The sequence below is a fragment of the Flavipsychrobacter stenotrophus genome (assembly GCF_002954265.1).
GTDB classification, from domain to species: Bacteria; Bacteroidota; Bacteroidia; order Chitinophagales; family Chitinophagaceae; genus Flavipsychrobacter; species Flavipsychrobacter stenotrophus.
This window is the reverse complement of sequence record NZ_PPSL01000003.1, coordinates 16849-41427: the sequence shown is the minus strand read 5'-3', so window position 1 is coordinate 41427 and position 24579 is coordinate 16849. Positions and strand designations below refer to the sequence as shown.

The window sequence follows — 24579 nt, the reverse complement described above, 5'->3', positions numbered from 1 at the left end:
ACGCCACGCTATCATAGAATACATTAAATACTCTTTACGCGCTAAAAGATTACATGGTGTACACTCACCCTTTGTGTATTCCTTTTCTGAAGAAGTTCTGTATGCTCCCGCAACAAAGTCGACAGACACAAGACTCCCAAAATTAGATCTGCCAGTAAAATACGTTGATCTAATATTAAAGATCAGTGAGCACTACCATTGTAATAATAGTCTCTTATTGGCATCTGCAACGTCAGACCAACATCAACAATTTGATCTTACAATATTCACAGAAAGTAACCCCGGCACATGGCTACAACTATTTAATAAACACTTCAAGAGCATCACAACAGAAAGCGTAATAATAGTACCAGCTATACATAGCACCAAACGTCACACAGCTAAATGGCGCCGACTATATACACATCCCAAAATACTACTCAGCATAGATGTCTATGGCATTGGACTCATCTTCTTCAGAAAGGAATTTAAAGAGCAACAACATTTCATATTGAAGTACTAAATAAAAAAGGGCTACCCAGTGAGTAGCCCTTTTTCTATTAACTAATTTCTTAGCAATTATCTAACAACAGTGAATTTCTTAGAAGTGAACTTGTCACCTGAAGAAACCAATATGTAGTAGTTACCGGAAGCCAGGTTAGAAGTATTGTAGTTATATACTTCGTTCTGAACATTCTGGTGAATCTCTCTGCTAACGAACTTGCCATGACCATCAATGATAGTATAAGTAAGAGTTGGAGCAGTAGCTTCAAGGCTTACAGATACATTGATGTTATCAGTAGCTGGGTTAGGATACATGTTGATCTTAGCAAACGGAGTCTTTACACTACCTACTGCATTTGGATGCGTAGTTACTGTGAAAGGAACAGAAGGCAAGAGGTGTCTCTGAGAGCTATAAACAACAGAGTCAACATCATAAGAAGAAATGCTAGGGAATGCGATCGGAGACAAAATATCATTAGGGAAAGCCATCTGATTGTTTGTGCTGCTAGATCTGTCACCAGGCCATAGTGGGTTGTACATTTCAAAGTAGCTATGGAAGTGGTTACGACCGTAAGTACGTGGGTAGCCATTTACAACACCATCCAAACCTAAAGCCCATGAACCCGGAACTTCAGGAGCGATCAGGTACCAACTGTTAGCATCAAGGAAAACCTGAGTACCAGCATCACCATTGATCGTATCACCTATAGCTACTGTGAAAGACTGGAAAGAAGAATCCAATGTACCATCAAAAGTCTTGATACCAGCACCAACCAATTCCAATTCAGAATTCTGCATAACTGAATCATGATTTGTACCGCTAGTAGCATCAACCCACTTGAATACATAAACATACATCTGCTGACCTGCAGGCAATACACCAGGACCATTAGAAACTGAGAACTGAGCTGTCTTGATCACAGAACCACCGTTAGCGATGTAGTAAGGAACACCCCAGATGTAAGGATCAGTGATACCCGGGCGAGTATAGTAAGTGCTTACCGGCTTGTTTAAAGCGAAGTCATAACGACCCTTAGAATAAAGGCTGTCTGTAGCGTAGAAAGTATGAGTGAAAGTATTATCACCAAGGAAAGCATCAGAAGAATCAGAAGCAATTGTGTACTTGAGATCAAACCTACCTGTATTGGTAACAGTAGGTACATTGTACTCAGCACCAAAGAATGTGTGAATAGAATCGGCTGCAGGAAAAGCAGGCAATTTAACAGTATCCTTATAGATGCTTGACGTTGAGCCGCCGGTTGGTGTAAACATCAGATCAGACTGTAACTGAACATTGGTTGCATTGTGCAGACCATAGTTAGCAACAAATGCACCATTGATGTTCTTATAAGCATCAGGGTGACTTGCAGCCATCAACTGAGTTAAAGGCATAGCGAAGTTTGTAGATGTGCTATAACCGCCTGGTACAAAACCCAGATCATTATTGTTACCAACACCCCAGTTAAGTATAATGGTCATTTTTACTGTACCACCTGTGTTCAATACTGAAGTGATATCCTGGCCATCGGCAAGAGAGATCATGTAAACAGGGATGGTAACAGAACCACCTGAAGCACCTGCAGCCATTCCTACCGGACCACCTGAAGCGTTATTAACAATTACGCAGGCAACAGCACCAGCGTTCTGTGCCTGTAAAGCTTTAAAGCCAAACTCGCATGTACCACGCCATACAATTGCAATCTTACCTGCAAAATAATTTGCAGGGTAAGCTGCACAACCATTGCTATCTGCAGGTAAACCAAACTTAACAGGTGAATCTACCATAACCAAAGGAGCACCACCCCAGTTACCTGTAGCACCACTGTCGGTAATGTCATAAGCAGCAGTGTAAGATTTATCACCTGCAATTGCAGCGGGCGATGAAACCTGAAAACGAAGACCAACATAGTCTTTGTAAAAATTATTCGAAGAAGCTGTAGACGTAGCCATACCGAATGATAACGGATGAGACGTCTGTGCTGTAGCAATGCCCGCCATGCCTACACATGCGGCAAGGACAAGGTTCCTTAATGTGTAAAAGTACTTCATAACTAATATAATTTATTTTAGACACACAAAGTAAGAAGATTATAAGAACTAACCAAAAATTAACACCGTGAGGGGGACGAATTCGATAAAAAAAGTATAGGATATAAACACCTTAAGTATTTATATCCTACCACTAATAAAATATATTTAATATAAATTCCTATCCTCCAATATTCAATTCTTTACTCAGGTCCAACATTCTCTGTATAGGCTTCTTTGCAGCAAGTCTCAGATCTTCAACCATTGTAACCTCGGGAAGCTCGTACTTCATACATATATACACCTTCTCCAGTGTATTGCGCTTCATGTGGGGGCAGTCATTACAAGCGCATGAATTATCGGGTGGTGCGGCTATAAATGTCTTACCAGGATTTGTCTGCTGCATCTTATGTAAAATGCCCGTTTCTGTAGCGACAATAAAACACTGACATGGGTCGGTCTCCGTAAATTTCAGGATCTGAGTAGTTGACCCAATAAAATCTGCAACTTCCAGTACAGACTCCTCACACTCCGGATGCGCAACTATTTTCGCATGAGGGTGACGTTCCTTTAGTTTGACCATTTTCTCTCTGGAAAAAATTTCATGCACCATACAAGCTCCATTCCATAAGAGCATATTACGGCCAGTCTGCTTATTAATGTAGCCACCCAGGTTTTTATCCGGCGCAAAAATGATCTTCTGATCTTTTGGCAAACTTTCTACAATTGCCTGCGCGTTGGATGAAGTGCAAATGATATCACTTAAAGCCTTAATACCAGCAGAACAGTTGATGTATGATATAACTATATGATCAGGGTGTTTGTCTTTAAATGCTTTAAATAAAGGTGGAGGACAACTATCACTCAGTGAGCAACCTGCTTTAAGATCAGGCAACAGTACTTTTTTATTGGGATTAAGTATTTTAGCTGTCTCCGCCATAAAGTGCACGCCGGCAAAGACAATTATGTCTGCATCGGTTGCCGCTGCCTTTTGTGCCAACCCTAAACTATCTCCCACATAATCTGCAATGTCTTGTATATCAGGTTCCTGGTAATAGTGCGCCAGGATAACAGCATTCTTTTCTTTTTTGAGTTTTTCTATCTCCGCAAACAGATCAAGTGACGGATCAATTTCCACATCAAGAAAACCTTTCATATTTAATTCTTCGGCTTCCAAAACGTTTTGCACATTCATAATATATTCTAATTAAAAGATTTATTTAAAAGAAAAGGCTATTACTATTAGGAGTGGGGATTAGGGGGATAATAAAAGTTATCCCACTTGCAAAATTACACTTCTTTACTTTATCAACACTAAACCAAAGTTTATACACATGTGAAATTGCAGTAAATAGGGCATTTTAACGGGTGCAATGTTAATTGTGGATTAATTGTGGTGTTAGTAAAAACATCTTTGTGAATTTCGTAGAAGGGTGTGGGTAAACGTGGAATCTGTGAGGATAAAAAAATGAGGTGTTTTGATGTACTATTGTCTGCTATAATATGAACGAGTTTGCCACCACACAGCCCACACTAATCCACATATTTCCAGTGTATTGTGGACAACCCAGTGAAAATTCAAAAAGTTATCCACACAGGCGTCTGAAAGCCAATGTAGACAACAATATGGTATAAATTTCGTGCCTGAAAATCTATTTATATAATACACCTAAAATTCAAAAAAATTTTCCGGCGGCTATGCCGCCGGTTTTGATTAAAAGGGGTTGCGGCCGAAAAATTGTAGGGGATAATGCGCAACGAGATACAAGACATGTTATAAACAAAAAAAACGGCGGCCAAAGGCCGCCGCGTATATTACCGGGTTGCGCGAAAATTATTTCATCGCAGCCTCTATTTCTTCTACCGTTATAGGAATACCCTTGAACAGATCGACATTACCTGTTTTGGTGATCCAGACATTGTTTTCAATACGGATACCCATCTGCTCTTCTTCAATATAGATGCCCGGTTCTATGGTGAACAAGTTACCTTCATTAATGGGATCTGTATAAGAACCTACATCATGCACTACAAGACCCAAGTGATGCGAAACGCCATGATAGAAGTACTTTTTAAATGCCGGACTTTCAGGATCCTGGTTCTTAATATCATTTTTAGAAATCAAACCGATCTTTAATAGTTGGCGCTCCATCTCTTCATTGATACTCTTTACATAGTCCTGGAACAATAATCCCGGCTTCAAAATTTTCTTACCATGATTATGGACCGCCAGACAAGCATTGTATACTTCTTTTTGCCTTTTTGTAAACACACCGTTTACAGGAACTGTGCGGCTAAGGTCGGCATTGTAATTACCATACTCAGCACCAAAGTCCATCAATATCAGTTCGCCATCTTTGCACTCTTCATTATTCTCTACATAATGTAGCGTACGCGCTCTGTCGCCCGATGCAAGTATACATCCGTATGCATGACCTGTAGCGCGGCGCTTTAAAAACTCATGTGTGATCTCGGCTTCTATCTCATACTCCATTACACCCGGTTCTATAAACTTCAACACCCGGTCGAATGCCTTGGCCGTAATATTGATAGCCTCTTTCAGTACCTCTACTTCTTCCTTTGTTTTTACCGATCTCAGTTCCTTCATTACTCTTGCAGCACGCTCGTAATGATGGATAGGGTATTTCTTCATTACCGACTCAACGAAGGCCAACTCCGTACGAGGTAACTCTGTGTCCAGGCGGTTATGTTCATTAGTATTTAAATAGACAGTATCTGCGCTGTTCATCATTACCTGTAGTAACGTGTCAAAACCATCTAGCCACTGAATATTTTTTATTCCGGAGAGTTCAGTAGCTTCATGCTTACGCAGCAGATGGCCATTCCATTTTTCCATTAACTCATTAGGACGTATCAATACCAACACCTCACGTGCATTTTTATCCGGATTATCAGGGTAGAGAATAACGATCGTTTTTTCCTGGGTGATACCCGATAGCCATATCACATCAGCGTTAGGCTTGTAGGTCATCGTACCATCGCCTGCTGTAGGAAAGGTAGGATTGGCCGGGAAAATAGCAACCGAATTAGGCTTCATTTTTTTTATAAAACGCTGCCTGTTCTGCTCATAAAGTTTAGAATCAATTGGTAGGTATTTCATCTGAGATAAAAATTGAAATGTGAAGGTAATGAAATGAGCGTAATAGCTTAAATACTTAAAAAGGGGATTTTACGTGCACAACGAATAATACTCATTTCGTAAATCGCGAAATGAGAAAAGCCCCTACTTATGCCAGAAGAAGATATACCCCACCACTATAGCGCCGATCAACCCCATAGCATCTGCTATCAATCCGCAAACTAATGCATGCCGTGTGTTCTTTATGCCCACACTGCCAAAGTAAACTGCCAGGACATAAAAAGTAGTCTCTGTTGAACCCTGTATAATAGCGGCCAGCTTACCCTGGAAGGACGCCACACCATAATGTTTCATTACATCTACCATAAGACCACGGGCACCACTACCACTCAATGGTTTCATCAATGCTATAGGTAAAGTAGGTACAAAATCGGTGTTCAGTCCACAGGCAGCAACTACATTGGCTATGCCCTGCACCACATAGTCCATGCAGCCCGAAGCGCGAAAAACACTTATTGCGGCAAGCATAGCTATAAGATAAGGAATGATGCGAATAGCTACATTGAAGCCTTCCTTAGCGCCCTCAATAAAGTTGTCAAAGACATTCTGCTTTTTAATAGCGCCGGCTGATACGAATAGAATGATAATACTTAGAATAACGCCACTACCTATTGCACCGATGGTCTTATTGACCTGATCGGCGGGCATTTGAGAAAGGCTGAAATGCAATAGTGCTATCAATCCGCAAAACCCACCAATAAACAGAAGAACGGGCAGTTTAAAAATATTGATTCGCTGGTAAATAGACACAATAATGATACCCGAAACAAAAGCGATGAATGTAGCAATAAGTGTGGGCAGGAAAATATCGGCAGCATTAAAACCGGTCACATGTTGCTCTAACGCAATGGTCTGCCGCATGGCAATAACAGATGTTGGTATCAACGTGATGCCAGCCGTATTCAACACAAGGAACATGATCTGAGAATCTGATGCTTGTTGCTTCTCAGGGTTAAGCTCTTGTAATTCCTTCATGGCGTTAAGACCAAGAGGGGTGGCTGCATTGTCTAGTCCAAGCATGTTGGCCGATAGGTTCATCATAACGCTACCATAAGCAGGGCTGTCTTTAGGAACACCTTTGAATAATACTCTGAAGAGAGGTGATACCGCTTTGGCAAATACACTAATAACGCCTGCGCGCTCCCCTACTTTCATTATGCCCAACCAAAGGGTCATTATACCGGTAAGACCAAGGGAAATCTCAAAACCATTTTTAGCGGCATCAAATAGTGCGGTAAGCATATCTGCCAGCAACCCTGACTGACCCAGGAATATTGCCTTGATGATACCTACAACAAAACCAATTAGCAGGAATGCGATCCATACATAGTTTAATGCCATACTGTAAAGTAAAAAAATAAAACGCGTAAAAAAAAAGAAGACCACCTAAGGGGTCTTCTAATTAAGAAATCTGTTATTAGCTTGTTCAAAAAAGCAGAGAAAAAGAAGTGCTTTTTTACTCATAAGTTTTTACTTAGTGTTGCAGCGGTGCTGTATCTGGCTTGGTCATTGGTGCGTCAGCAGTTGCCGGAGCCACGGGCGCTTCCTGGGTTATAGTAGCGCCACTGCCATTTTCTTTAGCTTCGCCGCCAACAAAGTCTCCCTTAGAAAACTGTACCAGCCACTTATCATTCTGCTTAACCAGTTTTAATGGTGGTTGCTCTTTGTTATCGTCAGATGTTGTAAACGTTACTGTAGCGTTATTACCATCTTCCTTCACAGACTTTATATTAATGATCACGGCTTTTGCTTTCAGTTTTACCGAATCAGGCAATGCACTGGTAAAGCCCTGCAAAGTTGTCATCATATTTTTAGTATCCTCGGTCGACAATTTCTTAGCCGCGTCGTAGTCCTGATGGTAGAAATCTGTAAGCCACTCTTTGGCTACATCTTTAGGTGAGCTTTTGTTACAGCTGATCAGGAAAAAGCCCGAAGTCAAGATAACGGCAAGAGAAAGAATAATTTTTTTCATACTTAATGGAATTGCCTGTCAAAGTTATTATTTAATAAGCCACTTTCCAAACTATACGGCTATGGGGGTTCATAAACAGATCGTCTATACCAACAAACCTACGCCCATAAGCAAAAGATGTTTTTATATAACCGGTATCATCCATAGACTTGTTAATGGCTTTGCAAACAAACTCTGAACAATACAAAGCAGAGTCTGTTGCCAAATCGAAACGCATATCAAACCGTGGACGAACAGAATAATAACCGCGAACCACCGCACGCAACTTTTCTATGTGAACACTATCGTAGTCATACCGCACAACCGCCAAACCCCTGCAATACTTCGGTGTAAAAAAAATGTCTGCAGAATCTCTGCGCAACCGCTCATCGGGGTTATCCTCACCGCCTATGCTATGATACACGAACGGATACCCATCTTCAATCATTACTACTCCGCAATGGGAATAGGTTCTGTCTTTCTGGTTCAGTTTCGACAGAATATAACTGTCTGGCCCTATGCCGGAACGCAAGACAACATCCCCGCTTTTTAAATTATCCAGTACATCAGTAGCTTTAACCGGCAAGGCAGGAAGCGGTGATCCGGGAGGAATATATTCTCCGGCATCCCACAATGAAGTGGGTCTTTCCGGCGACGGCTTACAGCTGGCAAGGCACAAAAAAAAGATAAGCGACATAAATGTGTAAGAACGGAGGCGTAAATACATATTGATATCGCTTATCTTAATAAAATGAATTCAAAAACTAGACGTTGAAACGGAAGTGCATCACATCTCCATCCTGTACCACATACTCCTTACCTTCTATGCGTAGTTTACCATTCTCGCGGCAGGCTGCTTCTGTTTTATATTGTACATAGTCTTTATAGGCAATAACTTCTGCCTTGATAAAGCCTTTTTCAAAATCGGTATGAATGACACTTGCTGCCTGTGGCGCTTTCCAACCGGTATGGATGGTCCATGCACGAACCTCCAGCACTCCTGCAGTAAAGTAAGTGATCAGGTTCAGCAACTTGTAAGCAGAGCGGATCAAGCGGTTCAGGCCCGGCTCGGTAAGACCATATTCGCTAAAGAACATTTCTTTATCCTCTATGGTATCCAGCTCAGTGATCTGTGCTTCAATAGAATTGTTCATTACTATTACCTGTGCACCTTCTTCAGCAGCCATCTTAACCAGCGCATCAGAATATTTATTACCTGTAAGCAATGCAGCTTCGTCTACATTAGCAACATACAAAACCGGCTTTTCGGTCAGCAGAAATATATCGGCAGTAGCTTCTTTCTCTTCGCCTTCCAGCTCCATACCGCGAATGTTCTTTCCTTCAAACAGGTGTTGCTTACAACGCGCCAAAACTTCCAGCTGACTCTTCACCTTAGGATCACCGGCTTTCACCATCTTCTCCAGGCGATGTATTTTCTTTTCTACACTATCCAGATCCTTCAACTGTAATTCTGTATCAATGATCTCCTTATCAGCTATAGGGTTGATATCACCCTCTTCGCGTAGAATATTCTCATCTTCAAAACAACGGATCACATGCACAATAGCATCTACCTCGCGGATATTGGCCAGGAACTTGTTTCCCAAACCTTCTCCCTGGCTGGCACCCTTTACAAGGCCGGCTATATCTACAAACTCTATAGTAGTAGGTACGGTGCGCTGCGGCTGCACCAGCTCTTCAAGCACCTTCATTCTGTCATCCGGAACGTCTACCTGGCCCACATTAGGCTCAATGGTACAAAAACGATAATTGGAGGCCTGCGCCTTTGCACTGTTGCTTACTGCGTTAAATAATGTTGATTTTCCTACATTGGGCAACCCAACTATTCCTGCCTGTAATGCCATGATCTATATTGAAATTTTGCGCAAAGGTAATAATATAATGGCGGAATGGGTCAAAGGCTTAATGAGGGTGCGCTTAAAAGGCTGATTTCTGATGGAACTACGGTTTGCGCTCGATATAATCTTTTTGCGGACGGGTGGCCTCGTGCTGCTTGCTTTTGAGCGCTGTTAATTCAGTTGTAGCCTTCCAGTTGTCAGCAGGGAAAAAGCACGTAGAAAAGTCTGTCTCTTTGTAGTTCGGGTATTCAATGTCGAGACTTTTGCGCACCCAAGCAGTGTCATTTATAATCATATATCTGCGAGGAATACCATTCCAATAGTAGTTTCCTAAATCGGTACTGCGAGAAATCATATTTGTCCGCTCCGCAAGAAGATCGAGCATAGACTCAACCGCAACAGAATCTGCCGGCAAACGGAAAAACGGACCTGTGCTGACCAAATATTTGCCTGGTGCCTTTTTTAATGCCATGCTAATGGTTGCCGCATCTTTCTCTAATGTTCGCCGCCGGCTACCTGGGCCGGGAATAATGGAGCCTTTGACCACAGTTATCAAAACAGGTTTTGTTTGGCGATAAACCACGCTATCGAGCTTCAATACCATGGCAGGGATCGTCAATACGCCTAACTTTCTGGGTTTGAAGTTATAGGTGAGTGTTAAAGAGCCTGTATGCACATACCTTTTACCCGAAAGTTTGATAGTGCTTTTTTTTGTTCTTTTTGCGCCTTCCAACATATAAAAATCGTCGAATCGCACATTGTAAGTAGCATCGGGCAGCTTTTGTTTTGCAGTATCAATATTGGCGTAAGCGGTACTATCACCTACTAACCACTCGTCTGCCTGGATATTGGCGGAATCAGTTGTTGTTTTATAACTGTATTTGTAGACAACATCGATGCGGTCGTCAATACCCATTTTTTTATATTTCACATTTAAGGTAAGCACGCCGGTTTGCGCCTCAGCAAAAAAAGGAAGCAAAAGACATAAGATAAAAATCAACCTAATAGAGCCGCGTATCAAGAGTATGGATATTGAACAGATCAAATATCGTGAAAAAGAAGAGAATGATGCAATATACCAAGACAATACAAACAGCTTATAATACCATTAGCAAAACAACATTTACATCCCGCAAATAATAGATACCTTTATTACGGTCAAAATAGTCCAACAAATATGGGTTCTTTGAGCCGTAAACTTTGACCTGGCGATTGGATACTTTTAGGTTTTGACTTTTCACTTTTAACTTAGCGCAAGCATATGATACCTAGCTGGCAAACCGGAATAGTAACTAAAGTAGAACAGGCTACGCCCAACACGCGACGCTACTGGATACAACTGCCCGAAGCAGAAAAGTTTGATTTCAAACCCGGCCAGTTTGTAACGCTCGACCTACCCATACATGAACAGCGCAACAAGCGCTGGCGCAGCTACAGCATAGCCTCTATGCCGGATGGTAGTAATGTGATAGAACTGGTTATTGTAGCGCTGGATGGAGGTGTCGGTTCCAACTATATTTTTAATGAAGTAAAGGAAGGACATCAATTCACATTGCGTGGCCCGCAGGGCGTATTTGTAATGCCAGAAATAATAGATCGTGACTTGTACATGATTTGCACGGGCACCGGCATAGCGCCCTTCCGCAGTATGGCTCATTATATTAAGACACACAACATACCCCATAAAGACATTCACCTCATTTTCGGCACACGCACAAGTAAAGACCTCCTTTACCACGACGAAATGAAAGAACTGGAAAAAACACTTCCGGGCTTTACTTACCATGCTACGCTATCGAGAGAAGAATGGCAGGGCCGCACCGGTTATGTGCATGATATTTACGAACAGCTGAGCGCGGCAAAAAATCCTGCGTACTTCATGCTTTGCGGCTGGCGCGCCATGACAGATGAAGCCCGCGACCGCATACTAAAGCATGGCTACACAAGTAAAGATGTGCATGTAGAGATCTATGGATAATTAGTAAAAAACTAAAAAAGCAATCAGGCGGCATTCGATAAGGATGCCGCTTTCTTTTTTAGAAAAGGTCAATGATCCAAAGCAAGCAGATGTAATGATGCAGAAGGTATCGGACCTCTGAATATGTACACAACATATACTATAATGCAAATGCCCAAATAGCGCCATAACCCCACCCCACAATCACAAAATCCTTTAACAGAAAACCACATAAAATGCCGTTCATAAACTTTTACGACCGTTCGTGAACTTTATTTGGTATGCCTTCATGCGGCATAGTATTTTTACATCAGAAAGAGCAAGAGTAGAGGACGAGAGCGTGAAAAAGAGTCTGGGGCGGAATGGAAAATAAGTGAATCGATATAGTGAATGAAAGTGTCTGAGGTGTTGGTGAAAGAGCGTTTGAGGCGGATGTGAAAAAGAGTATGAGGAGTTAGAAGTGTGTGTGAGTTGAGGAGTTGTGAGGTTAGAGTTGAGGTTGAAAAATGTGTGGTGTGCTTTACGATGGCATGCCACACTTTTTTTATGTGCAGTCCCTATGGCACTATTACTTTCAGTGCCTCTTTCTTTACTGTAAAACGGATACTGTGTTCACATGCATGAGCGTCACCATCTGTCTGCATCAACTTCAGTTCTGGATGGGCTATAATAATTTCTTTACCTCTTTTATGACTCACATATTGGCTGTCGGTTATTGTACCGTTCATAGCGCGCAATGCTATCAGCCCACCAAGTATCTTGGGAAATTTTCGAACAACTATTAGGTCTAGTAAGCCATCGTTATAGCAAGCCATTGGCGCTATTCTGAAGTTGTAACCAAACTGTTGTCCGTTGGCCACAACTATCATAAAGGCCTTTTCATCAATACGCTCGCCATCTATAGTTATCTCAAATTGCCACGGCTTATACAGCCACAGATGTTTGGTCACCAGCCAGCTATATACTCCAAATCCACGCTTCTCACTTTTGGCAAATTTTTTGGAGATCAATGCATCAAATGCCACACCTGCGTTACTTATAAAGGGGCGTTCATTAGCAAAGCCAACATCGGTGCCCACTAAGCGTCCTGCATTAATAGTTCTTACAGCGGCAAAAGTATCCAACGGAATTTTTAAAGTCCTCGCCATACCATTGCCCGAACCTTTAGGAATGATACCCAGCACAGTTTTGCTGCCTAGTAACCCTTGCGCCACATCATTTACAGACCCATCACCGCCTACCGCTATCACAGCATATGTGCCCTTGTCAGCAGCGGCTTTGGCCAACTCAATGCCATGCTTGGCGTATTGAGTGTACTGAATATCGAAGGTGTATAAAAATTCATTGAGCTGAGCCTTGATAGCAGCCTTGATCTCTTTTTCACGTTCCATACCGGCACGTGGGTTAATGATGAAGGTGATATGTCTTGGCGGGTTTGTCATACCGTCTTTGCTTTCAGGCTAAGGTCCATACTCACTGCGTGGTGGATGATGGCACCCACCGAAATATAATCAACCCCCGTGCGGGCGTAGTCAACAATGTTGGACAACTGTATGCCCCCCGAAGCCTCGGTCTCATATTTGCCTCCTATTATTTGTATTGCTTCTTCCAGCTGAGCCGGAGAATAATTGTCCAGCATAATACGGTGCACCCCACCACATGCCATTACGCGTTTAACATCATCAATAGTGCGGGTCTCCACCTCTATTTTCAGGTCAAGGTTATTAGCCTTCAGGTAGTCATTTGTTTTGGCTATTGCCATCTCAATGCCACCACAAAAATCTATGTGATTATCCTTGAGCATGATCATATCATACAACCCCATACGGTGATTCACACCACCACCCATTAAAACTGCTTCTTTTTCAAAAGCCCTGAATAGTGGTGTAGTCTTACGGGTATCCAGTATTCTTGCAGGATAGTCTTTTATTGCAGTCACATATTCATTGGTAAGTGTAGCAATGCCACTCATGCGCTGCATACAATTAAGAGATAATCGCTCAGCTTTCAGAATGGTATGAACAGATGCAGCTACTTCGAAAGCTACCTCACCAACCGCTACTCTATCGCCATCTTTTTTGAATGCCGTGAAAGTAACATCCGGCTCCAGGAAACGAAATATTTCTTCAGCCAGAGTAATGCCGGCAATGATACCCGCTTCCTTTATTTTCAACACCGCCAAACCTCTTGCATCAGCATCAATGCTCGCCAACGAGGAAAAGTCACCTGCACCCACATCTTCGCTAAGGGCTGCTGCTATAAATTCTGTAGTAGTCATGAAGCAACAAAAGTAAGGGAATTGTATTATAGGACAGTATTGGAACAATTAATACCAAATAACTTAACAAGCCTGAAAAGGGAATACATTATCCGTTCACAAACCCTGCCAAACGCCCCAGATCTTTCTCTTTGAATGTCCAGGACATTAATCGGGTAAATGCATACAACAATCCATCGCGCGAAGAAAACACGTCAATATATTTTACAGAAGCATCTACTGAATAGATAAGGTAATGTATGTTGCGCTTATGATCTGCGAGCATCTGCGTGAGTTGTTCAGTACTTACAAACTTTACAGGATAGGGGTATTCGACATGAATGGAAGCCTCTGTTATTATCGAGTCAGTGTAAGTTATGTTGCGCCAGAATTCTTCCCTGGTCTTTACATAGTCGGGTATATATAGGGTATCCGTCCTTAATTCATGTAAGTGTTCGGTGGTGTATGTATTCCACATGCCCAGGTTCTCATTACGAGTAAGAAAGTCATTGGTGGTTTGCAGGTATGATTTCAGAAACTGCGCGTTCCAGTTATAGTAGTGCGCATTATCCAGCATATCATTCATTAACGCTGCATCATACTTATGTCTGGAAAGCGAATAGGGAACCATTGCAATTCTTGTACTATCATCGGGGTATAACACCTCGCTGGAGTAAAAGAACTGGCTCTTTAACTTACCATGCTTGTTGAGTACCGGGCACCAAAGCCCATATTGCAAATGTTGTGTATTATGGTGTTTGCCGGTATAATAAGCCCCGAAAGTAAAAAACGTAAACCCCTTCTTGCCCTCGTAGTCCTGCAGTTCACCGGGTCTGATGACCTTATACGGAGTAAACGTCCACGATTCTTTTATGGCCTTTTCAAAAGTAGCCAACTGATCATAATCGCGGTATTGCAAAATGAATATGGTTGTACTTTTTTTCAACTCATCCATCAACCGCTCTCTATGCGCCTTACTGTATGGAGCCTGGCCGCCTGCAGGTGCCGAAGTAGTTATATTTATCTGCGCAACACTCTCGACACAGAAAAGAACGGATAGCAACAACAATATCGATCTCATAATCAGGATCTTGTTTCTACAAATATCACTAAATTTGAATAAACCGGAATTTTTCAATGCGCTATCTTTTGCTGCTCTTGTTCGTCTTGCTATGTCACTATGCAAAAGCGCAGATCACAAATCCATTTGCTACACTCAAATACGACAGCGTAGTGATGTATGACTTTATACCCGGTGGCGAAGAAGGTCAGATAGTTTCCAAAGGTAAGCTTGACGGGAAAATTAAAAAGAGGGTTGTGTTGGACAAAGCGACAGTCAATTCGCTCAACAAAATACTTGGATTGAAAAGTTCTTTTAACGGCATTATTGCAGGCTGTTTCGATCCACATTTAGGCTTTGTATACTATAGATCCGGCAAGATCGTAGGACACATCTCGGTATGCCTGGCCTGTAACCAACTATATTCCACGCCCGATATAAAAAGAAGAATGCCGGGGCTTAGCAATTCGCTCCGCCACTATTTTAACCAGTTGTTGATCAGGTATAAATTTTCCTATATCCTAACTGCTGCTCAGGAGAAAAAAGAATAGGTAGCAGCTAAGCCGTAGCAGGACAAAATAAACTAAAACCAATGAGATATTTTATAGCTACCCTGCTTATTCTACGCTGTTTTGCAACGTTTGCTCAGGTTGGCCATAACCTTCCGGCATTACGATATGATAGCGCGGTTATATATAGCTATTCTCCACAACGAGACAACCCGGATATTATTGACAAAAACGGAAAACTGAATCAGTCTGTTAATCAAAGTGCATTGTTAGATTCCGTTACAGCAAGAGAGATCAACAATAAATTAGAAACTTCTGGATCGTTTAATGATAGCATGGGGCTATGTTTCGACCCACATCTTGCATTTGTTTATTACAGATCCGGCAAACCAATTGCTGACATCGTTGTTTGTTTGGCCTGCAATGTCTTTATCTGTTCCGTAAATGATATTCCGAAATGGTATTTCGCGGGCGGAATGACTGGCTGCTTTCAAAAATACCTTCGTGATCTGGGAGTAAAGTATCATTTAGCGGAAATACAAGCCCCGATAAAACCAACAAAGAAAATCAAATGAAACTATTAGCACTAATATTCCTCGTATACTGTTCTATCTGTAATCATGCACAGATAAAAAACCCATTCCTTACTCTAAAATACGATAGTTTGGTGATGTATCACTATTCCCCACCTCATGACAGCACATACATCATAGACAAAAGAGGTCGGCTAAATCCCCATGTAAAGAGCCGTGTCCGGCTTGATGATGCTACGGCGAAAGACTTTAATACCCGCATCGGACTGCCGGAGTCTTACGGTGGTATGCGAGCTAAATGTTTTATGCCACACCTTGCATTTGTTTATTATCGGAATGAAACCCCTGTCGCTAACATAATAATATGCCTTGGTTGCAATTATTTTATACCGAGTATTGACGTTCCCGCACAGAAGAATGCAAAATGGGCAGGGATGAGTCCGGAATTTAAACGGTACGTTAGTAACCAGGGAGGCAAATAACTGCACACTCATTCCCCACATTCCATTACATTTCTTTCTCCAAATGGGTATTGAGCCATCGAGCCATTATGGCATTGAGCCATTGAGCCATTTCTACAGTTCTATACAAACATTCTTCGGTTCGGTAAAGAACCTCAGCGCATCCCAGCCTCCTTCTCGGCCAACACCGCTACTTTTAAATCCACCAAATGGAGTGCGCAGATCGCGCAGCAACCAGCAGTTCACCCATATAATACCGCTATGCACCTTACCCGCCACACGGTTAGCACGACTCACATCCTGCGTCCATATAGTAGCTGCCAACCCATAATCGCTGGTATTGGCTAGTTCCAATGCCTCTTCTTCTGTTTTGAATGATTGTAAGGTTACCACCGGCCCAAATATCTCCTCCATGTTCGTGCGGCAATTAGGCCCAAGGCCCTCTATGATAGTAGGCTTTATGAACATACCATTCTCGCAGCGCCCTTCACCTTTCACAGCATTGCCGCCCAGTAATATCTTACCGCCTTCCTGCTTCGCCAGTTCTATACAGCCAAGCACCTTGTCGTAGTGCAGCTTGCTTACTATGGCGCCCTGCTTGCTGCTATCCTGTAGCGGATCGCCAACAGTTAGCTTCTTAGCACGGGCAATAAACTCTTCTTTGAATTTTTCGTAGATACTTTCTTCCACCAGTATGCGGCTGCCACACAGGCATATTTGCCCCTGGTTGCTAAAACTGCTCTGCACACTTGTAGCCATCATCTTATCCCAGTTACAATCGGCAAAGATGATGTTCGGGTTCTTCCCACCCAGCTCCAGCGATATCTTCTTGAACATAGGGGCTGCAACTGCAGCAATATCCTTACCGGCACGAGTACTGCCTGTAAACGATATGGCCTTTATCTGCGGATGAGCCACAATAGCCGCCCCGCATTTAGGGCCACCACCGTGAATGATATTCAATACACCATCAGGCAAACCAGCTTCTTTACAGATAATGCTCAGCAGGTAAGCGCTCATCGGCGTTACCTCGCTTGGTTTAGAGACCACGCAGTTACCGGCAGCCAGTGCAGGCGCTATCTTCCAGGTAAATAAATATAAAGGTAAGTTCCATGGAGAGATGCAGCCCACTACACCTATCGGCTGGCGCAGCGTATAGTTGATGGCCTTGTCTTCCATGTTATGGCTCTCTGTGCTGAAGTGCATAATACCCGTAGCAAAAAACCTGAAGTTGCTCGAAGCACGAGGAATATCCACACGCTTGCTCAGCCACAAAGGCTTGCCATTATCATTGGTTTCTGCAAGTGCCAGTGCGTCCAGATTCTGATCTATCAACTCAGCAATGCGGTTAAGAATCTTAAAGCGCTCCTCCAGCGTAGTCGTGCTCCATTTCGGAAAAGCAGCTTTTGCCGCAACTACAGCCGCTTCCACATCTGCACCATCACTATCAGGCGTCTGGCTATATATCTCACCCGTTGCCGGGTTCATATTGTCCATATAATTACCATTGATGGGAGCCTGCAGGTTGCCGCCAATATAATTGGCGATATGCGATGGAGCGGAAAGATTCATGTCGCAAAATTACGGAAAATGCCCTTACCTGTTCCTACACGCATTTAACGCCCCACTATGTTATTATGCGTTATATTTGATCATATGAAACGCCTGCTGTTGTTACTGTCATTTATCCTCTGTGCCGCTTGCTCTTTTGCCCAGAATAAGGGCGGCGCGACTCAATTCCGCTCATCGCAGGAAGTACAGCACAGAATCGACGAGCTCATCCGTACAAAGCAATACCCAACCACCCAGCAGAACTTCGAACCCGCCACATTAGTTTCCCTCGGAACCATCATTACCGGCGATACCGTCATCAATAAGCTGGGTATGCTGAAGAAGAAAAGTAAGAAGAAATATAAACTGGCCTATAACTTAAAGTACTCCATAAAGGCAGATAAGATCGTTGCTATTGAACTGCCTAAAAAGAAGAAAAAGAAGTTTTTAGTTTTTTAGGTGCAGGATCCTTTTTCGTCAGCACACCCCCGAATGTCACGGTGAAGGCTCTCGAACTGCGACATTCGCACGGGTCGGCTCTCTTCGAGATGCGCTAAGACCACCCAACACGAGCCATACAATGCACAAAAAAGCGGCTCCCAAAGGAAGCCGCTTCAAACACTTTTTACTTTTTATTTTTAAGTTTTTACTTTTCAACCTACCATTCACTAAACTCAGGTGCGGCGCCCTTCTTAGGCAGCTTGATCACATGTACAGCTCCCAGCAGACGGATGATCGGGTAGATCGGATCCAGCTCATGCCATTTTCTTCCGAAGTTGATCGAAGAAGGAAATTTGTGGTGATTATTGTGGTAAGACTCACCCAGCATTAAAAAGTCGACCGGGATCAGGTTCTTAGACGTATTAGGCATGTCGTGGCTCTCATAACCATACTTATGGGCATACCAGTTAATGATAGCGCCATGTACGGGAGCCATCAGCAATAGTGGTGGCAATAACAACCACTGCCACGGAGAGGTTACAAAAAACCAGAAGAAAGTGAAATAGCACAAAGACCAGAATATTCTTGGCCACATAGATCCCGCAAACTTGTCAAACGCAGGCCAGTCAGGTACGTTCTTGGTAAACTTCGCCTCTACCTCGGTAGTGCGGTTGCTGATACCGGCATAGATAATATAAGTCTTCCACATCATGTCCACCACGTTCTTGGAATAAGACGGAGAATGTGGATCCTTTTCAGTGTCGGTGAATGCATGGTGCATACGGTGCATAATAGCATACGCACGCGGACTCAGGTAAGAAGAACCCTGCGTGATGAACGACAAAACGTAAAAGAACTTCTCTGCACCCTTGCTCATTTTAAAAGCCGCATGCGATGCATACCTGTGATGAAAGAACGTTTGGCAAAAAAGAGATAAATACCAGATACTAAAAAAGAAAATAACAACAGCCATTAAAAAAATTTTATTTGCGTGGCAAAATTAAAAGAAACTATCCAAGTGGAAAACATAATTCTTTCAATACTGATATAAATCATCTTGCACCCGCATGATAATCAACGATAATAGATAAGATGCTATTTTGTTAAATGACGCTGGGATTACTAAGCGGGTATTAAATATTGTCTGCAAACAATTTGGAGAGATCAAGCAAGAATTCTGGCAATATAGACGAGGTAAGTATCCCGCTTACCAAGGGCCTGCCAGTAACATATTTACCATTAACCAGCGTATTTACAAGAAATGTATTGTCCTGAGGCGACACGATCCAATATTCCTTAACACCGGCTTCCTCGTATAGGTCAAACTTATCGTTGAGTTCAACAACATTATTTAATGGAATGAGTATCTCCACAATTATATCAGGAACACCAATACCTCCGCGCTCATCCAGGTTATTAGGATCGCAAATCACACATAGGTCAGGCTGCACAACATGGATAATATCAATATCAGCGCGTGATGGACCATGAGGTAGTCGCACATCAAATGGTGCAGTATATATCGCGCTCTTGCTTCCTTTCAAATAGGCATATATAGGCATTGCGAGGTTCATAGACATTCGCTGGTGCACAGTATAGGTAACAGGGTCTTTTATAAAAGCCTTACCATATATCAACTCCACACGCTGAGGAAAATCCCATGAGTAGTAGTCTGCATAGGTATAAGATTGATTTAGGTCGAGGTCTGCAAGGTGCATAAAAAGGTATTTGGGGAGAGAAAAACAAGCCTATTGTTGGTTTGGTGATATAAGGGGAGTTAGCTTGCTGGTATCACCCAGGTCAAAAGAACTCTTACTTATACTCATTGGTTCAATTTCAACTGCCTGCGAAGTTAATACCCATTCAGATGTTTCATATATCGTTTTTAAAGGGATAGATTTTATTTTAGAGTAGAGAAAATAACGGTTTTCGTATTTGCATTTTTTAAACTGTTCAGGATCGACAGAGAACTTAGTATTGTAATAGTTTGTTGTTTTACTCTTCTTAGTGTAGATAATGATAACGTCACAGACTAATCCAAGTACAGTGTCTTTTGCTCCGCCCTTAATAATCTCGTATCTGGTGGGTGGGTCAATACTAGCGTCGCAACTTTTCCAATAGAGGCTGTCATTAGCTAAGCGGGTGTACGCTTTATTACTTGACCCAAGATAAACCTGAGACTTTAAAATGCTGCCGTTGGAAAAAATCAGAATGTTATTACCATCAATAAAAAACTCTTGTTTTGTACCAAGCCGTTCATCCAAAATTTTAAACGTTGTATTGTTAACTTTATTAGTAAAAGTTGATGAGTAAGTAATTCGTCCCTGAAAGCTTTTTTTACAGCTTGTAACAAAAATGAGTAGAAAAAAAGCCCATGATTTCATTTGCTAAATTTAGTTAAGCAGAAGAATATAAGTTGTGCGTACAATTTGGTTTAAAACCTCGCTTTTGCAAGTTTTGTTCTGTCCTTCACATCAAAGAGTTTGTTATTCAATTTTTCCGGAGTTACAGAAACAGCAGTATTTATGATGGTCAACATTTGATTTTCGGTAATGGTTTTCAGGGGCAAAGCGTTGGTTTTGGATATGATGTAGTACCAGTGGCCATCAATATGGTGTTTATACAATTCAGGGTTTACCGCATATTTTGTATTGTAGTAACAAGAGATCTTGCTTTTTTGTGTAGTAATTATGATCACATCACAGAGCAATCCCATTACATAAGCCGCATCTTTTTTGATCTCGTATTTTATGGGTGTATCCGTATAGGTGCTATAGTCTTGCCAGTAAAGCGAGTCTGATATGCCGAGAGAAGTGAATGCCTTATTTTCTGCTCCTATATAGGTTACACCTTTCATATAAGTGCCATCAAGCACTATCTTGTAGTTATTCCCTTTGATGTAATATTCCTCTGTGGCACCTGCGGCAGTAGCCAATTGTTCGGCAGTCACATTGGGTATTCTGCTATTATAGGTATTCTTATAAACGATCTTCCCCTCAAAATTCTGCGCAAATCCTGTAAAAGAAATAAGCGATAACACAAGTACTAGCAATTTCATAATGTCTGATTTAATGATGCCTGAGCAAATCTCAGATTTCAAAAATACTATTATCCAACTAAAGGGGATAGCCATTTCATCAAATCCCTACATAATCTTACTTTTAACCCGTTCTTAAAAAACCAACACGTTTTAATGAAAAAGTTTAACCACATAAAAAAATGGGCTATTCCCGCCATCGCGCTCATGAGTCTGCAATTATCGGGCAACACCTCCCTGGCACAGGGATATGACCCTAACTTCAATGTAGAAGCACAATCTTTTGCCGATCTGCAATTACTCCGTTACGAGGTACCGGGTTTTAACGAGCTCACACTCAAACAAAAGCAACAGGCTTACTATCTCTATGAAGCTGCCCTTTGTGGTCGCGATATCATCTACGACCAAAAGAGCAAATACGGCATTCTGCTGCGGAAGACAATAGAAGCAATGTATGGCACCTACAAGGGCGATAAGAATACCAAAGACTGGAAAGCACTTGAAGAATACTGCGGTCGCTTCTGGTTCAGCAATGGTAATCACCACCATTATAGCAACGATAAGTTTATACCGGAGTGTTCGTATGAGTATTTCTTGTCCGTACTGAAAGCAAGCGATGTAACTAAGCTACCAAAGGAAAAATCAGAATCTGTTGATGCTTTTGCGAAGCGCCTTAAGCCCATCGTATTCGATATGAACTTCGAGCCTAAGGTAGTAGACCTGCGTCCTAATGTTGATAATGTAGTTAACTCATCAAACAACTTTTATGAAGGCGTAACTCAGAAAGAAGTAGAAGCATACTACGACAAGTTTGATACCAAAGGCAATGCACCGTCGTGGGGATTGAACAGCAAGCTCATGAAGGTAGATGGCAAGATCGTAGAGAAAACATGGAAGCGCGATGGCATGTATGGTGCCTCTATCGGACACATAGTTATGTGGCTCGAGAAAGCGCTTGCAGTATCCGAAAATAAAGAACAACAGGATGCGCTCGATAAGCTGATCCGTTTCTACAAAACAGGCGACCTTAAAGTTTGGGACGACTACAACGTAGCGTGGGTGAAGGATGTTAACTCCCGTATAGATGTAGTGAACGGCTTTATTGAAGTGTACCTCGATGCCATAGGCAAGAAAGCCAGCTTCGAAAGCACATTATCACTTCGTGATATGGAGGAGACCAAACGCCTGGAAAAGATAGCTGCTGAAGCGCAGTGGTTTGAGGACAACTCCCCTATCATGAAGGAGCACAAGAAAGCTGTAGTAAAAGGCATTACGGCTAAAGCAATTACAGTAATAGTTGAGTGTGGCGACGCTGCACCAAGCACACCGATCGGTATCAACCTGCCCAATGCAGAATGGATCCGTAAAGAGCATGGCTCTAAGTCGGTATCGCTGAGTAACATTATTCACTCTTACAACCTGGCAAGTGCCAAGGGTGGTATGCTCACAGAGTTTGGTACAAATGAAGAAGTTATTGCACGTATGAAAAAGTACGGTGCTCTGGCTTCAGATCTTCATACCGACATGCACGAATGTATAGGTCATGCGTCAGGTCAGATCAACCCGGGTGTAGAGACAACCGACAAAACGTTGAAAAACTATGCCAGCTGCCTCGAAGAAGCTCGCGCCGACCTTGTAGGTTTATATTATGTTAATGATCAGAAGCTGGTAGATATTGGCGTTATGCCGAACATGGACGTGGCAAAAGCGGCTTACGACAACTACATGATGAACGGCTTGATGACACAGCTGACCCGTATTAAGTCGGGCGACCAGATCGAAGAAGCGCATATGCGTAACCGTGCACTCATTGCGCATTGGGCATTCGAAAAAGGCAAGATAGAAAAGGTTGTTGAAATGATCACCCGCAATGGCAAGACCTATGTACAGGTAAACGACTACACCAAGCTCCGTAAACTGTTCGGCGATCTGTTGAAAGAAATACAGCGCATCAAGTCTGAGGGCGACTACGAAGCGGGTAAAAATCTGGTAGAGAACTACGGCGTAAAGGTGGATGGTAAACTGCACCAGGAAGTACTGGAACGCTTTATGAAACTGGGTATCAAACCATACCGCGGTTTTATACAGCCAAAGCTGGTACCTGTTATGAAGGGCAAGACCATCAGCAATGTAAAAGTAGAATACCCCGACAACTTCTTTAACCAGATGATGGAATACGGAAAGAAATACGGCTATCTGCCTGTAGTTAACTAAGCATATAACTAAATAATAATAAATAAAATAGGCGCGCCATACGGTTCGCCTATTTTATTTAGGGGTTATTTCATAATTAATTTAGGTATCAATGATATCCATTACCTTTTGCAGAGTGCTATTGTAACCGTTAGCCCTTCAGATTCCGTTTCATTTCCATCATATCCATTTCCAGGTCGGCCAGGCGATGGTATACTTCTGCCGGTTCGCTAAAGTCGCTGCTGATCTTTAAACGGCCATACCATACTTCTTTTATGTCCGACGGGTCTATTTCCAAAGTAGGGAACTCATGGCGATGGGCTATGGTATCACTTTTAAGGTACAGTTTACCACGTTCTTTCAGTCGGTTGATGACGCGCTTTACAGCCACACCACCACTATGCACTACTATATATACTCGGTTATCTCTTATCTTATCCAGCTCATCCACCCATTCGCCTATCAGCTTATCGCCGTGCAGTACATTAGGCGCCATTGATGGGCCATCTACTTCAAACATTCTATAGGTGCTGTTGTTTAGTCCCGGTAGCCTGAAGGTGGGCAGCGTTTCCATAAACTCTGTATCGCCATAACCCAACAAATAGCCTGCACGGGCCTTTACGGGTACGTACACAATATTGTCTACGCCCTTTGTATCTACAGTTATTATTCTTGGTACGCCATTGTATTTATCGGCCACATATGCCTTAGGATCTATAAAATGGGCGCCGGAAACCGGAACTTTGGCTGCTTCTTCCACATTTTTTGACAACAGGGCATCTACCGAAATTCCAAAATAATTGGAAATAGTGATCAGCGTCTCCACATTTGGTTCGCTGATGCCTGCTTCATAATTGGCCAGCGTAGTACGCCCAATTTGCAGCTCTGCACTAAGCGCATCCTGCGTTTTGCCCTTTTTCTTTCTTAGATATTTAAGGTTGGTTGCTAAGTTCATGACAACAAAAATAGAATTATTTTTCCACAAAATTTGGATTTGTCAAAAATAATGGAATATATTTGTACTGGAATTGATGCTTTATAAGACAAACATAATGATTTCTGTCAAGAAATTCCACAAACAGTGTAAAAAGCATAAATC

Annotated in this window: 24 protein-coding genes; 7 read left to right on the top strand and 17 right to left on the bottom strand. The window is 42.3% G+C overall.

The window, feature by feature from the left end:
* Positions 1–73 precede the first annotated feature (73 nt).
* A complete protein-coding gene (locus tag CJD36_RS10360) occupies positions 74–502 on the top strand; it encodes a hypothetical protein (RefSeq protein WP_145959410.1) in 429 nt (142 codons plus the stop codon).
* A 56-nt stretch (positions 503–558) separates the two neighbouring features.
* On the opposite strand, the gene CJD36_RS10355 is transcribed toward CJD36_RS10360, so the two are convergent.
* From CJD36_RS10355 to CJD36_RS10320, 8 genes are all read right to left on the bottom strand, one after another.
* Positions 559–2532 carry a T9SS type A sorting domain-containing protein gene (locus CJD36_RS10355; protein ID WP_105039098.1) on the bottom strand — a complete coding sequence of 658 codons (1974 nt, stop codon included), beginning with the start codon at positions 2530–2532 and terminating at the stop codon, positions 559–561.
* Between the two features lie 160 nt (positions 2533–2692).
* A complete protein-coding gene (gene nadA / locus CJD36_RS10350) occupies positions 2693–3667 on the bottom strand; it encodes a quinolinate synthase NadA (protein WP_240609335.1) in 975 nt (324 codons plus the stop codon).
* Between the two features lie 678 nt (positions 3668–4345).
* Entirely contained in the window at positions 4346–5632 is a 1287-nt protein-coding gene (locus tag CJD36_RS10345) for an aminopeptidase P family protein (RefSeq protein ID WP_105039096.1), read from the bottom strand.
* A 123-nt stretch (positions 5633–5755) separates the two neighbouring features.
* A complete protein-coding gene (locus CJD36_RS10340) occupies positions 5756–7012 on the bottom strand; it encodes a nucleoside recognition domain-containing protein (protein ID WP_105039095.1) in 1257 nt (418 codons plus the stop codon).
* 133 nt (positions 7013–7145) lie between these two features.
* Positions 7146–7643 carry a nuclear transport factor 2 family protein gene (locus CJD36_RS10335; protein ID WP_105039094.1) on the bottom strand — a complete coding sequence of 166 codons (498 nt, stop codon included), beginning with the start codon at positions 7641–7643 and terminating at the stop codon, positions 7146–7148.
* A 31-nt stretch (positions 7644–7674) separates the two neighbouring features.
* Positions 7675–8349 carry a C40 family peptidase gene (locus tag CJD36_RS10330; RefSeq protein ID WP_105039093.1) on the bottom strand — a complete coding sequence of 225 codons (675 nt, stop codon included), beginning with the start codon at positions 8347–8349 and terminating at the stop codon, positions 7675–7677.
* Positions 8350–8386: 37 nt separating this feature from the next.
* Positions 8387–9487, bottom strand: coding sequence for a redox-regulated ATPase YchF (gene ychF, locus CJD36_RS10325; protein WP_105039092.1), 1101 nt, complete (start codon positions 9485–9487; stop codon positions 8387–8389).
* Positions 9488–9584: 97 nt separating this feature from the next.
* Positions 9585–10502: a BatD family protein gene (locus tag CJD36_RS10320; RefSeq protein WP_133162592.1), complete on the bottom strand. Its 918-nt coding sequence runs from the start codon at positions 10500–10502 to the stop codon at positions 9585–9587.
* Positions 10503–10742: 240 nt separating this feature from the next.
* On the opposite strand from CJD36_RS10320, the gene CJD36_RS10315 reads away from it, so the two are divergent.
* Positions 10743–11459, top strand: coding sequence for a ferredoxin--NADP reductase (locus CJD36_RS10315; protein WP_105039090.1), 717 nt, complete (start codon positions 10743–10745; stop codon positions 11457–11459).
* A gap of 536 nt (positions 11460–11995) precedes the next feature.
* On the opposite strand, the gene CJD36_RS10310 is transcribed toward CJD36_RS10315, so the two are convergent.
* The 3 genes from CJD36_RS10310 to CJD36_RS10300 form a co-directional block, all read right to left on the bottom strand.
* Complete coding sequence (locus CJD36_RS10310) at positions 11996–12880, bottom strand: diacylglycerol/lipid kinase family protein (protein ID WP_105039089.1); 885 nt, start codon at positions 12878–12880, stop codon at positions 11996–11998.
* A complete protein-coding gene (nadC, locus tag CJD36_RS10305) occupies positions 12877–13716 on the bottom strand; it encodes a carboxylating nicotinate-nucleotide diphosphorylase (RefSeq protein WP_105039088.1) in 840 nt (279 codons plus the stop codon). The genes CJD36_RS10310 and nadC overlap by 4 nt, the downstream gene beginning before the upstream one ends.
* An 88-nt stretch (positions 13717–13804) precedes the next feature.
* Positions 13805–14776 carry a hypothetical protein gene (locus tag CJD36_RS10300; protein WP_105039087.1) on the bottom strand — a complete coding sequence of 324 codons (972 nt, stop codon included), beginning with the start codon at positions 14774–14776 and terminating at the stop codon, positions 13805–13807.
* Positions 14777–14832: 56 nt separating this feature from the next.
* Between CJD36_RS10300 and CJD36_RS10295 the strand changes: the two genes are divergently transcribed.
* From CJD36_RS10295 to CJD36_RS10285, 3 genes are read left to right on the top strand one after another with little or no spacing between them, the layout of a single operon-like run.
* On the top strand, positions 14833–15306 hold the full coding sequence (locus CJD36_RS10295) for a hypothetical protein (protein WP_105039086.1): 474 nt from the start codon (positions 14833–14835) through the stop codon (positions 15304–15306).
* 41 nt (positions 15307–15347) lie between these two features.
* Entirely contained in the window at positions 15348–15839 is a 492-nt protein-coding gene (locus CJD36_RS10290) for a hypothetical protein (protein WP_105039085.1), read from the top strand.
* Positions 15836–16279, top strand: a complete 444-nt coding sequence (locus CJD36_RS10285) for a hypothetical protein (protein ID WP_133162591.1) — start codon at positions 15836–15838, stop codon at positions 16277–16279. Before CJD36_RS10290 ends, CJD36_RS10285 begins: the two co-directional genes overlap by 4 nt.
* Before the next feature lie 93 nt (positions 16280–16372).
* On the opposite strand, the gene CJD36_RS10280 is transcribed toward CJD36_RS10285, so the two are convergent.
* The gene (locus CJD36_RS10280) at positions 16373–17830 is read right to left on the bottom strand and encodes an aldehyde dehydrogenase (RefSeq protein ID WP_105039083.1); all 1458 of its coding nucleotides are present in this window, start codon (positions 17828–17830) and stop codon (positions 16373–16375) included.
* Positions 17831–17914: 84 nt separating this feature from the next.
* Here CJD36_RS10280 and CJD36_RS10275 point away from each other — a divergent pair, with 84 nt between their 5' ends.
* Positions 17915–18268: a hypothetical protein gene (locus CJD36_RS10275; protein WP_105039082.1), complete on the top strand. Its 354-nt coding sequence runs from the start codon at positions 17915–17917 to the stop codon at positions 18266–18268.
* A 199-nt stretch (positions 18269–18467) separates the two neighbouring features.
* Here CJD36_RS10275 and CJD36_RS10270 read toward each other — a convergent pair whose 3' ends face one another.
* The 4 genes from CJD36_RS10270 to CJD36_RS10255 all read right to left on the bottom strand — a co-directional run bounded on the left by CJD36_RS10270 (position 18468) and on the right by CJD36_RS10255 (position 21308).
* Positions 18468–19223, bottom strand: a complete 756-nt coding sequence (locus CJD36_RS10270; protein ID WP_105039081.1) for an acyl-CoA desaturase — start codon at positions 19221–19223, stop codon at positions 18468–18470.
* Positions 19224–19383: 160 nt separating this feature from the next.
* Positions 19384–19968, bottom strand: coding sequence for a Uma2 family endonuclease (locus CJD36_RS10265; protein WP_105039080.1), 585 nt, complete (start codon positions 19966–19968; stop codon positions 19384–19386).
* 30 nt (positions 19969–19998) lie between these two features.
* Positions 19999–20634, bottom strand: a complete 636-nt coding sequence (locus CJD36_RS10260; RefSeq protein ID WP_105039079.1) for a hypothetical protein — start codon at positions 20632–20634, stop codon at positions 19999–20001.
* 50 nt (positions 20635–20684) lie between these two features.
* Positions 20685–21308 carry a hypothetical protein gene (locus CJD36_RS10255; protein ID WP_105039078.1) on the bottom strand — a complete coding sequence of 208 codons (624 nt, stop codon included), beginning with the start codon at positions 21306–21308 and terminating at the stop codon, positions 20685–20687.
* 135 nt (positions 21309–21443) lie between these two features.
* On the opposite strand from CJD36_RS10255, the gene CJD36_RS10250 reads away from it, so the two are divergent.
* Positions 21444–23501: a dipeptidyl-peptidase 3 family protein gene (locus CJD36_RS10250; protein ID WP_105039077.1), complete on the top strand. Its 2058-nt coding sequence runs from the start codon at positions 21444–21446 to the stop codon at positions 23499–23501.
* Positions 23502–23631: 130 nt separating this feature from the next.
* On the opposite strand, the gene CJD36_RS10245 is transcribed toward CJD36_RS10250, so the two are convergent.
* Positions 23632–24435, bottom strand: a complete 804-nt coding sequence (locus tag CJD36_RS10245; protein WP_105039076.1) for an XRE family transcriptional regulator — start codon at positions 24433–24435, stop codon at positions 23632–23634.
* Positions 24436–24579: the final 144 nt, after the last annotated feature.